We start from the raw sequence: 13,183 nt of genomic DNA, 5'->3' as shown, positions 1-13,183 counted from the left end.
TACCTCAGACTGATTAAGAAGACCTTAATCAATAAAAAAAGTAATCCCGTCAAGGGATAGGGGATGTCTGGTAGTACATCCAAGGCCACTAATCCCAATATCCAAGGATGTCCATCCTGAATTTGGGATAGCTTAAACCTAAATTTCAAACGTCTGACTATATTTGACTATGAGATTTGGAACTATTTGAACTCTCCCCTGTCCCCTGCATAAGCGCGGGCTTTGAGAGATGTGGTCAGAAATCCGGGGATGGACTTTCCCCCTACCCCCTGCCTCTGATCAAATCGGATTCCGATATTACACAAACAAAGAGCATGAGTCGTCAATGCCAATAATTTTAGTTTCCTTGTTTTAACCGAGCATGGCATACTATTGACACATTAAAAAGCGGTAGACGTGTTGATCTAATTCCTTCCCATTTTTGTACGACAAAACCTTCTCGTGCAACTAATTTACTCAGTGTTTTCTTTGACCAAAATTTGATATGACCACCATCCCACAGAGGTGCGTGATGTATATCCCATCGGTTAGTGACAGACAGTAGCAGGTTCTTCCAATATGAGCCATAGTCTGGAGTACTAAGTAAAAACATTCCGTCAGGTTTTAAGTTATATTTGGCAAACTCAAATAGCTTTTGAGGAAAATACAAATGCTCAATTACCTCAGTACTCACAATCACGTCAAATTTACCAAGTTCTGCTTCTAAAGGGTTGTCGTAACAGGACATTACATAAAATTTGGAGTTTGGAACTAGCTTTTTTGCCTGATTAATCCCATCAGAACTAGGTTCAATACCAACACATTCAATACCATTATCTGACAAAATTTTACATAGATGACCATTACCGCACCCTATATCAAGGATACGCTTAGGTTTGTAACTAATTACGCTCTTACTAAATTGTGTTAAAATTTTTTGGCAGTTAGGAAAGAGTTCCTCTTTAGTCCAGTCGTATACAGTGTTTAAGTTCATTTTGCTATTTTTAATTGAAATGAAAAAAAATTCTTGCTCTAATATTTTCTAAAAGTATCATCTTCACAGAAAACCGAGTGAAGTTTAAAAGCCTTATTAAGTACGTGGGTGCGATAAAATCAATATATGTTGAGTCATGTAAGTAAGTCGGCAAGAATAAACCAAACTATATTACGAAACGTAAATATACCTTAAACCCTTATAAATGACGAATACTTCGACTTACCTCGACTCCCCTCGGCACAAGTCGCTCAGTACAAGTGACAAATGACAAACGACAGCCTTAGCCAGTTAGCTTTATTTGCGTCGCTCTACTTAAACAGATTAGAACCATTGATGTGATAAGCTCTTTGCTGATTTTACATTTTGTTACATAGTTAGTTACATAGTTATAAATTTTCCCACTCACCTACTTAGATCAGGATTCTCGTGATAATGAAGGTCATTGACTTCAACTTATTATCGAGTCACTAGTCAACGCTCAAATAAGGGTTTCACTCCTCAAAATGGTCTCACTCATATATTATCTCTTAACTCGGTTTTCTGCGGGAATGCTACTCATACCCCGGCTACGCCGGGAGCATCTGTAAATAGGTCAGAAACCCCATGCCTAAAGGCAGGGGCACAGAAATTGCCCACATCTGACCAGATTAAGCCTTAAGTGGCTACGTTAGAGGCAAGAGTTCAAGACCTACCTGGGGATGCGTTCGCGTAAGCGTGTCGTCAGACAAGCTAGTCCTCTGCTCTAGAAGCGAACGATTAAACAGGCTTAAAGGGTTAAACCAGTGTCGTTTGCATAGTACCGACCTCTAACATTATCGTTCGCGCAGCGTCTCCCCTTGGGAGAAGCTAACATTACCCTGAAAAGGAGGCACTTTATGTGCAAAGTATTCGTTATAGACACTGGATATAGACCTCTTGACCCAATTCATCCAGGACAGGTAAGGCAATTGTTGCGAAATAAAAAAGCAGCCATCTATCGCCGCTTTCCGTTCACGATTATTCTCAAAGAATCAAGACCTATAGAAACAGGTTCAGGAGGTTTAACAAAGTTCAATCGCAGTCAACAGAATCTACCTAAAACTCATTGGCTAGATGCGGCTTGTGTTGGTAAGTCAACACCGATTTTAAAAATTAAAGGTATTAAGCCTTTGTTAATAACTGCAAATGGTCATGGTACTAGACAAATGGCTGGTACTGATAAATTCGGGTTCCCTACTCGTCATCGTTCAAATAAACAGATTCATTATGGTTTTAGCACTGGAGATATTGTTAAAGCTGTGGTCACTAATGGTAAAAAAGTTGGCGAATATTTAGGGCGTGTTTTGTGTCGTGCCACAGGTAGTTTTGATATCGCTACCAAAATGGGAAGAATCGCAGGCATTAGCTACAAATATTGTTCAGCAATTCACAAAAAAGATGGTTACTCATACTCATGAAAGAAACTATTTTGACGGCGATTGAAATCGCCTGCCCCTTGCCCCCATGCATAAATGCAGGGGCTTCCACGGGGCGAGGAATTTGGTGATTTAGAACCCGAATTTTGTGAGAGCATTGCTCCCAATTAGGCTTCAGTTGCGATCGCTCAAATTGATAATCGTTGTGCTGTAATGCGAGGTACTATTTTAAGCACCTCGGAATCACTGTGGCGTCAGTGATGGTGCGCTAATTCAAATTAAACAACCACAAAATTCTTTTCGGTTAGGGATAACCCAGCAGTAACTAAAGCAAATTGTACCTGAGTAAACCCAGACGCACTGCCATCAGAGTCAAAGTACAATGCACCTGTAGCGCTGTTGTAAGTAGGTTGGCGCAATTAAAGTTAACTGGCTAAGGCTGTCATTTGTCATTGGTCATTTGTGATTAGTAAAGGTTTTAAGCCTATTTACGTCTCGTCACATAGTTTAATTTATTTTCACCGACTTACTTAGACAGGGAGTAGCTTACGCATCGTACATAAGTACTACACAATATTTGGATATTTTAGCCGTTTTTAACACTCAGCGATCGCATTTTTTCTGCGGTTAGCTCATTTCCTCGCCAACAATCTGTGCTATCTTCTGAGCTGCACCGCTTTCGCCACGAATATTACGGAGTTTGGTGCGGATATCGTCCAATTTTTCTGGATGGGCTAAAAAGTCTACGACCATTTCTCCAACTTCTTGCGGTTGAAGTTCACCCATAAGTTCTGGCACTATCTCTTCTTGTGCCCAGATGTTTGGCCATGCTAATAAACCTTTGCGTCTGACAAATCTTAGGAATGACCAATTAATCACTTTAGCAAAGGGCGTACCTACTACTGGCAGATTGGCCAACAACCCAGGTAAACCATCCCAAGAACGCATAGCGTCAATTTGCTGAGTTGGTAGCAAAACAATCATTGGCACTCCTAAAGCACCGAGTTCAGCAGTGTTTGCCCCCACTGTAGTCACGCAGATACAGCACTGGGACAATAAGTTATATGCAGGGTTTTCTTGCCACAGTTCCACAGTTAAGCCCGTTGTTGTTTTGAGCAAGGCATTACTTTTAGCTTCTTCTGGGACAATTAAGCAAGCACCACCAAAGCCAAAGATTTTAGCAATAGAATTCTTTTGGCGATCGGCAAAACTAGCTAAAGTTTGTAAATCCAAAGTTGGGGCTAGAGGAATCACAAACTTGGTTTGGGGTCTTTTTGAGTAAATGTATTCAGCAATAGCCAAACATAATGGCACTCCTTGGGCTAATTTTGCCGCTTTAGATCCAGGGAGTAAACCAATCAATTCGGTCTTTTGTCCTACCTTGTGGGAAGCCGTTGACGCGTCTGTGTCATTAGTCATTTGTCCTCTGTCCTTTGCTAAGGATAAATGACCAATGACTAATGACGAATGACTACTAGCTTCTAGCATCAAATCACCGACAACGGTGAATTTGTGAGCATATTTTTGTGGGACACGGGCCGCAACTTGGGGTTTCATGATTCCAAAGCGATCAATCCAGTTATGCCACCTAGCTTCCCATTCAGCATAAACCACTGTGCGATATCCGAGCTTTTTGCCTATGACCACGGAGAAAACTTGATCGCCACCCAAGAAAACAACTACACCGCGACTTCTCCAGTCCCAATTTTCAAATGTTTTACCCCACAGCAAAAATTGCCAAAAATGATCTGCGGCCTGTACTCTATCTACTTCTGGGTAAGAAAGAGCGATCGCTGCTTCTTGACCACTGGCATTTGAGCAAGGTGATAATACCACAGAAATCCTCACTACAGAACGGTCATCGCCTAGTTCTTGCCGCAACGCTCTTACTACTGGGCGCACCCAGGTTGTTACCTCACCTGGGCCATTTGATAAGATGAGAATATCTACTTGAGTCATTAGTTAATGGTCAAGAGTTAGGGGTCATTAGTCAAGAGGCAAATATTACGTAATTTGTTTCTACGTACACGTCAGCATAATTCCGTACCTGATTTATGGTGACGTGTACTAAGAGTAGTAGTAGGCAATTCAGCTTATGTGGAAAAGTCTACCAAAAACCTAACCCCCTAACCCCCAACTCGTCGCGGGAAGGGGGAAATTCAAAGTCTCTCTCCTTTTAGGAGAGAGATTTAGAGAGAGGTTTTCCCGATGACCTGAATTGTCAGGAGTAGTAGCAGGCAAACTCATTTAACCGCCACCACCGTCTCCGCCACCGCCACCGTCTCCGCCACCGCCACAGCCACCGCCACCGTCTCCGCCACCGCCACCGCCACCGTCTCCTCCTCCGTCACTGCGGTAACTAGTATAACTACTATAACTAGTGTTACCAGTGTAACTACTGCCCTGAGAATCACTGCCACGACTTCTACCGAATAGTATGAAAAGAATAATTCCCAATAAAATCCAGAGACTCCACGAGTTTGAATTTTGCCATTGAGGAGTTGTGATGTCAGTACCTAAGCGATTGAATTTCACCTTGACTTCTAACTCTTGCTGTGGTTCAATAGTTCCTTTAGCAATAAACTCAATCGTTTTAGCATCGACTTTGCTAACCTTTGTAGGAACACCAAAACTCTGTAAATTTCTGATCCCATCAGTGACTTTTTCAGGGAGTTTAACTTTTACTTTTGCCTGTTTAATAGGGGCTTGGCGATCAGAAAAAATAGCCGTCCAATATACTTGAGCATCATTTTCATCTACATGTAATCCACCAATAACGCGATATTTTAAAACAAAAGTATGGCTTTCGGGCGCTTTGAGTTTGTGTGACCAACGAATCCAAATTTGGTTATTTTTAATGCCTGTTTCACTAGGCAGTATTTGACCATTTTCGGAAACAGAAATATCAGTAACTTCATCTACTTTGTCGGTGGGAATATAGCGATAACGTTGATTATTGTAATCTCCGATGAATGTATATTTTTGGGTTTCTGAAACTAACATATCACCGTTATTTTGGACGGCGATATCAACATTAATAAATTCCCAATAGAAAGGTACTGACTGGGCTATGGCATGATTGATAGAAAGCCCCAAACTGAGCAACAAAGCCAAGCAGAATAGAAAAATCCTTCGGGTTAATTTAGCCCACATAATTTCAATGACTCTATAAGTTGTAAATATTAAGCTGATGCACGTCTAGATTTTGTATTGCAATCATTAAGACTGTCCAACGAAACCACCAGTATAACCGTAGCAACAGCAGCGAAGATAAAACGCTTCATAGATTTTTCCGTGTTGGTTGGGTATATAGGACTAGTATTTGATTTTTGAAATACAGGTAGGGTGTGTTAGCGATAGCGTAACGCACCATTCTTAAGGGTTTGGTGCGTTAGCGTTTCGCGTAACGCACCCTACAAATACTGGGGATGTAGGAGAGTTTTTAGCCTCTGGAACTTTAGTTGCTGGTGAATTTGAACCAAACGAAACCACCAGCGTAACCGTAGCAACAGCAGCGAAGATAAAACGCTTCATAGATTTTTCCGTAATGGTTGGGTATATTAGTAATTTCGCTGTTTTTGATTGTGTAATCTAGTTAAATTTCGGCTCACCACGTCACTGATCTAAAATTGAGCTTGACAAATTTGATGCACGCTCTAAGAAAACACCAGAAATTGAACTTTTTTATTGACAAATAGACATCTAAGTCAATACCCTTGGGTTAAGGATAATTGTAGGTTGGGTTGAACTTTAGTGAAACCCAACAAATGCTCGAAAATGTTGGGTTTCGTTCCTCAACCCAACCTACCCAAATTTATTTTTACGGCTTAACCCAAGCGTATTGACATCTAAGTAAGTTGGTGAGAAAAAACCCAATTATGTTACGAAACGTAAATATGATTAAAACCCTTACTAATGACTAATGACTAATGACCAATGACAGCCTTAGCCAGTTAGCTTTAATTGCAGCAACCTACTTAATGAAAAAGAATTGTTTTGACGTAGCAGTGCTACGTCTCTACAAGGGTTCTGGGTAAATTTCACCAGATGTCTAATAGTTAAGCGTTAACCCAAGCGTATGTTTGAACGAAGTGAAGCAATCTTCAAAACATTGTGCTTGCTTCACTTCGTTGCACTCGTAAAGACAAATTGTCGGTTTTAGTTTAAACGCAGAAGTACGCAAAAGAAAGCGCAGAGGGGCACAGAGTTTTTGTTATAACGATACAGTTAGCCACCCATACCAATTTTCTAATCCAGCACCAGTGATTGCAGAAACCTGAAAAATCTCAATTTGGGGATTTATTTCTTTAGCATATTCTATGCACTTTTGAACATCAAAATCTATATAAGGTAGTAAATCAATTTTGGTGAGAATCATTATGTCACTAGCGCGGAACATATGCGGGTATTTTATCGGCTTATCTTCTCCTTCTGTCACCGAGAGAATCACGACTTTTGCGTTTTCTCCTAAATCAAATAAGGCTGGACAAACTAAATTTCCCACATTTTCAATCATTACAACTGAGTCCAGTGGCGGATTCAGTTGTTGTAAACCCCTGTCGATCATCGATGCATCTAAATGACATCCTGTTCCAGTGTTTATTTGGATGACTTTAGAACCTGTTGCTTTAATTTTTTTAGCATCGTTAGCAGTTTCTTGGTCGCCTTCAATGACACTAATAGATAATTTATGTTTTAAATCATTAATGGTTCGCGTCAAAAGAGTTGTTTTTCCAGCACCGGGAGAACTCATTAAATTTAAGGCGAGAATATTTCGACCTTTAAACCATCCCCGATTTTGGGCAGCTATTAAATTATTTTTTGCTAAAATATCCTGTTCTAAAAATATTGTCGTGTTGTGTATTTTGGCATGAATTTGAGGTGCTTCTATATGAGTGTCATAACTGTGGGAATGAGTGATGACAGTTCCATCGGCTAAAGTGTGAGTATGATAATGTTCAGCTTCAACTGTTTCTAGATTGGTAATTTTAATTTCGCCATCATCAGAACAACCGCAGGTTACACACATAATTCCTCTATTTCTATTTCTTTAATTTTCAGTTCTTCACCAGTAATTAAATCTAATTGCAAGTTACCGCACTTACAGATACCAAATGGTTTATCTAAATAAACTTCTGCACCACATTGGCGACATCGCCCTAAGCCTGGGATTTCCAAAATTTCTAACGTCGCCCCTTCTAAAACTGTACCTTGAGTGCAAATATCAAAACAAAATCTGATTGCGTCGGGCATAATGGCTGAAAGTTCGCCAATTTCTAATAAAACTCGCTGCACTTTTGCACCTTTGGCGTGTTCAGCTACAATTGCCACAATATTTTGGGTAATTCCAAGTTCGTGCATACTATAAAATCTATTAACAAATTCGTGGCAATTGGTCTCCTACCAACATATCAACAATCCTTTCAGCACCAAAAAGTGTTTTTAACAATACGATACCTGGGGGTGAAGGAATAACTTCGCCAATAATACAAGCATCTTTGCCTGCTGGGTGTAATTTCATAGCTGATAAAACAGTTTCTGCATATTTACCTGCTACCACCACAACTAGCTTACCTTCATTAGCTAAATACAACGGGTCTAAACCAAGAATTTCGCAAACTCCGTTGACTTCTGCACGCACTGGGATAGATTCTTCAAAGAGACGAATTCCCACATTTGAACTGAGGGCGAATTCATTTAAGACTGTCGCTAAACCACCGCGTGTAGCATCTCGCATAGCATGAATCTGGGGACATACATGGAGAATAGTTTCTACTAAACTATGCAATGACTGACAGTCACTTTCAATATTAGTTTCTAAGGCTAATTCCCCACGGGCAATTAAAATTGCTGCACCATGATTGCCTATTTCACCATTAATTATTATTGAATCTCTAGGTCGAATATTGTGGGCAGAAATACTAACTCCTCGCGGGATGATACCAATACCCGCAGTATTAATAAAGAGTTTATCAGCAGCACCACGATGTACAACTTTTGTGTCACCAGTGACAATTTGAACACCAGCTTTTTTTGCGGCTACTTTCATGCTGGCTGCGACACGCCGCAAGGTTTCTACAGGTAATCCTTCTTCTAAAATAACGCTACAAGTTAAATATAAAGGTTTAGCACCACTCACAGCTAAATCATTAACTGTACCATTGACGGCTAATTCTCCTATGTCACTACCGGGGAAAAATAATGGGTTTACAACATAGGAATCTGTTGTAAATGCGAGTCTGTCTCCTTGTTGGAGAAGAGGGGTTAGGTTGAAGCTGGCTTGGTCTTCTAGTTGGGAGAGAATTGGGTTATCAAAATTGCTGAGAAAGATATCGTCTATTAAATCACGCATGGCTTTACCACCGCTGCCATGTGCAAGATTTATATGAGTGTCTTGCACTTTTCTTTGGCGGCGGCGGACTTTTTCTATTTTTTGGAATAGGGGATTTTGTGTTGGGTTTGTGGGGGAAATATTCATATTAAAGGTTTTTTTTAACGCAAAGGAACGCAGAGGGAAGCGCAGAGGTACGCTGAGTTTTATTAGTCTGAGGAGAAGCCGCAGGCGGGGAGAGGTTCTTGGGTTATTTTTGGTTTTTGGGTGATTGTTCTTTTGGCAATTGTGGAGAGTCGCCCGTATTTGTAATAGGCTGCACAAGCACCTTCGGAAGATACCATGCAAGTTCCAATTGGGGTTTCTGGTGTGCAAGCTGTACCAAATACTTTGCACTCCCAAGGTTTTAAGAGGCCTTTGAGGATTTCTCCACATTTACAAGCTTTATGGTCGGCTACTTTGAGATTAGGAATGGTAAATTTAAGTTCGGCATCAAATTGGGCATATTCTGGTCGAATTTGTAATCCTGAATAGGGGATGTCACCTAAGCCACGCCAATCAAAACTATCTCGTAGGGTGAAAACTTTGTTTATGGCTTGTTGGGCTACTGTATTTCCAAATTTTTGGACAATTCGGTTATATTGGTTTTCAACTTCACAACGATTTTCTACTAGCTGTTGTAATAGCATCCATATTGATTGGAGAATATCTAAGGGTTCAAATCCTGAAACGACAATTGGCTTATTATATTGTTGGGAAATAAATTCATAAGGTTCAGTGCCAATTACCATGCTGACATGACCAGGGCCAACAAATCCATCCAGTTGCAAGTCGGGATTATCTAATAGTGCTTTGAGGGCGGGAATCACGAGGACGTGATTGCAAAACATACTAAAGTTATGAATTTTTTCGGCTGCTGCTTGCAGGATGGTGAAGGCGGTGCTGGGGGCTGTGGTTTCAAAGCCTAATGCAAAGAAGACTACTTGTTTGTCGGGGTTATCTCTGGCAATTTGTAGGCTGTCTAGGGGAGAGTATACCATACGGATGTCTGCACCTTGTGCCCTCGCTTGCAGTAAACTGGTTTTGGAACCGGGAACTCGCATTGCGTCGCCAAAGGTGGCAAAAATCACGTTATGATTTTGGGAGATGGCGATCGCATCATCTAATCTCCCTTTTGGCATAACGCATACTGGACAACCAGGCCCATGAATTAGTTCAATGGCTTGGGGTAATATTTCTTCGATACCATATTTAAATATGGAATGGGTATGTCCGCCGCATACTTCCATGATTTTGATCGGTTTTTCTAGCTGGTGGCATAATTTAGCGATTTCGCGGCGTATTGCTTCAGCTTTTTCCGGTTCGCGGAATTCGTCAACATATTTCATAGGAATTGAGAAATAGTTTTTGGATATCAGTTAATTTCGCTTTCTTTACAGGGTATTTTTTTACGAACCGCAAAGGGCGCGAAGGGCGCGTTCGCGCAGCATTTCACAGAAAAAAAAGTAGGACTTACCCAAAAACTCTCTGTAACTCTTATTTCTTGGCGTACTTCTCCCAGGGGGAGACGCTACGCGATGGCGGTTCGTTTTTTCATGATTTTGCCTAAGTCCTCGAAAGAAAACCATGAGTTGTAGACTCTTTATTTGCGCTTCTGCATAAGACATAAAATATTATTTAAGTACTAATTGTTGCTTGTAATGCTGCTAATTCTTGGAAGAGTTGTAATGTTTCTGCTGCTTCTTGTTCGTTAATTCGACTCATGGCAAAGCCAACATGCACTAATACCCAATCACCAATACAAGCTTCGGGGGAATGTCGTTCATCTACGATACAGGCAATATTTACTTCGCGCTTAACACCACCAATGTTAACTAAAGCTAATTTATGGTTAACGTTGGTAATTTCTATAATTTGTCCGGGGATTCCTAAGCACATTTTTTCTTTTTAAGATAAACTAACCGCAGAGGCGCAAAGAACGCAGAGAGAATTATTTATGAGAAAAAGTTTGTCAAATATCAAGACTCATGTATTAATTGTGCGGCTGTAATAACTGCTTGTCCTAAAGATAAGCCACCGTCGTTAGCTGGAATTAAGCTGTGAGTAAGTACTTTTATTCCCAATGTTTCTAATCTTTTGGTAACTTGCTGTAACAATATACAATTTTGAAATACTCCTCCTGTTAATGCTACCTGATTAATCAGATTTTCTTGACAAAGATGTTTAACCATTTCTACAATCGCATTTGCTAAACTTTTATGAAATTTGGCAGCTATAACTGGTTGGGGAATCTGCTGCTGTAAGTCATTGAGTAAGGCTTGCCACATTGAGCGCGGGTCTATACAGTAAATACTATCTGAAAAGCTCAAGCTAAAAGGATATATTAGCGTTTCTTTATCATTATTTAAGCTGCTAATATCTACTATAGCTTCCATTGCGATCGCAGCTTGTCCTTCATAGTTACATTCTTCTCTATAAATACCGATAGCCGCCGCCACTGCATCGAACAATCGCCCCACGGAGGAAGCTGGAGGAGAGTTAATACCTTTCTCTATAAGTTGATTGAGTAGCTTAAGTGGCTTGCTTTTCAAAAATTGAAATATTTCTAACTCAGCATATTTTGGTTCGCAATCATCCCAAAGGTTAGCAGCTACTAAGTGGGCATAAGTATTACGCCAAGGTTGATAAATTGCTTGTTCACCACCAACCATTGCTACTGATTTAAATGTTGCTAGTCGTTGAAATTTTCGGTAATCTGCTAAAAGAAATTCTCCACCCCAGAGTGTACCATCGTCGCCGTAACCTAAACCATCTAAAGCGATACCTAAGACTGGAGGTGCATCTAAAGCAATACCATTTTCTGCCATGCAAGCGGCGATATGGGCATGATGATGTTGAATTGGGTAAAATTTGATTTTATTTGTATCCGCAAGTTCTTTACCAAGTTTGCTTGAGAGATATTCAGGATGTTTATCAATGGCAATTACTTCTGGTTTCTGCTCAAATAAATTTAAGTATAAATTTAAAGTCTCTTGGTAAGCATTAAAAACCGCAGCATTTTCTAAATCTCCTAGATGTTGAGAGATAATTGCTTCTCCTTCACGGAATAAGCAAAAGGTATTTTTTAACTGACTGCCCATTGCTAAAATTTGCGGTGCTTTCTGAAATCCTGGTGGTAAAATAATTGATGCTGGCGCATATCCTCTGGCACGGCGAATTGTTTGAACTTTATCACCAACAACACGCACAACCGAATCATCTACCCGATTAATAATCTCTCGATTGTGAAAGAGAAAATAATCAGCGATCGCCTCTAATTTTTCTCTTGCTTCGTCATTATCAATACATTGCGGTTCATCGGCAATATTCCCACTTGTTAAAACAATTGGGCGATTCAGTCGCCGCAGAATTAAATGATGCAAGGGCGTATAAGGCAGCATAAAACCGAGAGTATTTTGCTCTAATGCTACTGACGATGCAATATGAAAAGAGTGAGGAGTTAAGAGTGAGGAGTTAGTAGTAAATGAACTCTTCCCATATCCGTTTTTCTCTTTCACCCCCAATAAAACAATTGGTGCAGCAGAACTTGTTAATAATTCTTTTTCTTTGGCGTTGACAATACAATATTGTTCAATTATCTCAATATTCCGCGCCATTAAAGCAAAGGGTTTATGATAGCGCTTTTTTCGCTGGCGCAGTTTTTGTACAGCAATTTCCTGTGTTGCATCACAAGCTAGATGAATACCACTTAACCCTTTAATTGCCACAATCTCACCCTTTTGCAACAGGGTACAAACGGCATCAACATCATCTAACATGGAAAACATGGAAGCAGTAACTGATTTACCATCAGCGCGTTCTAACCAAGCTGTAGGGCCGCAAACATGACAAGCCACAGGTTGCGCATGAAAACGGCGGTTTTCGACATCGAAATACTCCTTCTCACATTTTGAACACATGACAAACGCAGACATACTGGTATTACATCTGTCATAAGGAATGGCACGAATAATACTCAGGCGGGGGCCGCAATGAGTACAGTTAGTAAAGGGGTAGCGATAAAAGGGGCTAAAGGGGTCGAATATTTCTTGTTGACATTGCAGACAAGTTGCTGAATCAGGGGTAATTTGTGTTTTAATGGCATTACTGACACTAGTAGAAATCACAAAATTATCAAATTTAGACTTACCTTCATAAGGAGTTCTAGTTAGTTGATTAATTTTTGCCAACGGTGGACATTCTGTTTGCAATCTGGCAACAAATTTGGTTATTGCTTCTTCACTACCAGATACCCGAATTAATACACCTTGGCCATCATTACAAACATCTCCATGCAAACCGCAGGCTTTAGCCAGACGATATACAGTAGGGCGAAACCCTACTCCTTGAACAGTACCACGAACTCTAATTTCTTCAGTCGCCATATAAATCTGACTTTCAAAAATGACAAATGACAAATGACCAATGACAAATGACCAATGA

At 40.3% G+C, this 13,183-nt stretch carries 11 protein-coding genes; 1 reads left to right on the top strand and 10 read right to left on the bottom strand.

What is annotated here, in order from left to right:
* Positions 1-337: 337 nt before the first annotated feature.
* Positions 338-973, bottom strand: coding sequence for a class I SAM-dependent methyltransferase (locus LC605_RS17675; RefSeq protein ID WP_229548821.1), 636 nt, complete (start codon positions 971-973; stop codon positions 338-340).
* Positions 974-1,851: 878 nt separating this feature from the next.
* On the opposite strand from LC605_RS17675, the gene LC605_RS17665 reads away from it, so the two are divergent.
* Positions 1,852-2,412, top strand: coding sequence for an RRXRR domain-containing protein (locus LC605_RS17665; RefSeq protein ID WP_267868580.1), 561 nt, complete (start codon positions 1,852-1,854; stop codon positions 2,410-2,412).
* A gap of 236 nt (positions 2,413-2,648) precedes the next feature.
* On the opposite strand, the gene LC605_RS17660 is transcribed toward LC605_RS17665, so the two are convergent.
* The 9 genes from LC605_RS17660 to hypF all read right to left on the bottom strand — a co-directional run bounded on the left by LC605_RS17660 (position 2,649) and on the right by hypF (position 13,125).
* Complete coding sequence (locus tag LC605_RS17660) at positions 2,649-2,789, bottom strand: hypothetical protein (protein WP_229548820.1); 141 nt, start codon at positions 2,787-2,789, stop codon at positions 2,649-2,651.
* A gap of 208 nt (positions 2,790-2,997) precedes the next feature.
* A complete protein-coding gene (locus tag LC605_RS17655; protein WP_229548819.1) occupies positions 2,998-4,329 on the bottom strand; it encodes a lipid-A-disaccharide synthase in 1,332 nt (443 codons plus the stop codon).
* Positions 4,330-4,617: 288 nt separating this feature from the next.
* Entirely contained in the window at positions 4,618-5,523 is a 906-nt protein-coding gene (locus LC605_RS17650) for a DUF2207 domain-containing protein (RefSeq protein WP_229548818.1), read from the bottom strand.
* 1,060 nt (positions 5,524-6,583) lie between these two features.
* On the bottom strand, positions 6,584-7,399 hold the full coding sequence (gene hypB, locus LC605_RS17645) for a hydrogenase nickel incorporation protein HypB (protein ID WP_229548817.1): 816 nt from the start codon (positions 7,397-7,399) through the stop codon (positions 6,584-6,586).
* On the bottom strand, positions 7,390-7,731 hold the full coding sequence (gene hypA, locus LC605_RS17640) for a hydrogenase maturation nickel metallochaperone HypA (protein ID WP_229548816.1): 342 nt from the start codon (positions 7,729-7,731) through the stop codon (positions 7,390-7,392). The genes hypB and hypA overlap by 10 nt, the downstream gene beginning before the upstream one ends.
* A gap of 13 nt (positions 7,732-7,744) precedes the next feature.
* Positions 7,745-8,848 carry a hydrogenase expression/formation protein HypE gene (gene hypE, locus LC605_RS17635; protein ID WP_229548815.1) on the bottom strand — a complete coding sequence of 368 codons (1,104 nt, stop codon included), beginning with the start codon at positions 8,846-8,848 and terminating at the stop codon, positions 7,745-7,747.
* 62 nt (positions 8,849-8,910) lie between these two features.
* The gene (hypD, locus tag LC605_RS17630) at positions 8,911-10,089 is read right to left on the bottom strand and encodes a hydrogenase formation protein HypD (RefSeq protein ID WP_229548814.1); all 1,179 of its coding nucleotides are present in this window, start codon (positions 10,087-10,089) and stop codon (positions 8,911-8,913) included.
* Positions 10,090-10,378: 289 nt separating this feature from the next.
* On the bottom strand, positions 10,379-10,639 hold the full coding sequence (locus tag LC605_RS17625; protein ID WP_229548813.1) for a HypC/HybG/HupF family hydrogenase formation chaperone: 261 nt from the start codon (positions 10,637-10,639) through the stop codon (positions 10,379-10,381).
* Positions 10,640-10,719: 80 nt separating this feature from the next.
* A complete protein-coding gene (gene hypF, locus LC605_RS17620; protein WP_229548823.1) occupies positions 10,720-13,125 on the bottom strand; it encodes a carbamoyltransferase HypF in 2,406 nt (801 codons plus the stop codon).
* Positions 13,126-13,183: the final 58 nt, after the last annotated feature.

Origin of the sequence: Nostoc sp. CHAB 5836, from assembly GCF_020829445.1 — a bacterium.
In the GTDB taxonomy this organism is placed as follows: domain Bacteria; phylum Cyanobacteriota; class Cyanobacteriia; order Cyanobacteriales; family Nostocaceae; genus Nostoc.
The sequence above is the reverse complement of the archived record's forward strand: the minus strand, read 5'-3'. Positions and strand labels throughout refer to the sequence as shown.

Coding starts and splice junctions, on each gene's coding strand:
- LC605_RS17675 (WP_229548821.1), bottom strand. CDS start 973: ATGAACTTAAACACTGTATACGACTGGACTAAAGAGGAACTCTTTCCT.
- LC605_RS17665 (WP_267868580.1), top strand. CDS start 1,852: ATGTGCAAAGTATTCGTTATAGACACTGGATATAGACCTCTTGACCCA.
- LC605_RS17655 (WP_229548819.1), bottom strand. CDS start 4,329: ATGACTCAAGTAGATATTCTCATCTTATCAAATGGCCCAGGTGAGGTA.
- LC605_RS17650 (WP_229548818.1), bottom strand. CDS start 5,523: ATGTGGGCTAAATTAACCCGAAGGATTTTTCTATTCTGCTTGGCTTTG.
- hypB (WP_229548817.1), bottom strand. CDS start 7,399: ATGTGTGTAACCTGCGGTTGTTCTGATGATGGCGAAATTAAAATTACC.
- hypA (WP_229548816.1), bottom strand. CDS start 7,731: ATGCACGAACTTGGAATTACCCAAAATATTGTGGCAATTGTAGCTGAA.
- hypE (WP_229548815.1), bottom strand. CDS start 8,848: ATGAATATTTCCCCCACAAACCCAACACAAAATCCCCTATTCCAAAAA.
- hypD (WP_229548814.1), bottom strand. CDS start 10,089: ATGAAATATGTTGACGAATTCCGCGAACCGGAAAAAGCTGAAGCAATA.
- LC605_RS17625 (WP_229548813.1), bottom strand. CDS start 10,639: ATGTGCTTAGGAATCCCCGGACAAATTATAGAAATTACCAACGTTAAC.
- hypF (WP_229548823.1), bottom strand. CDS start 13,125: ATGGCGACTGAAGAAATTAGAGTTCGTGGTACTGTTCAAGGAGTAGGG.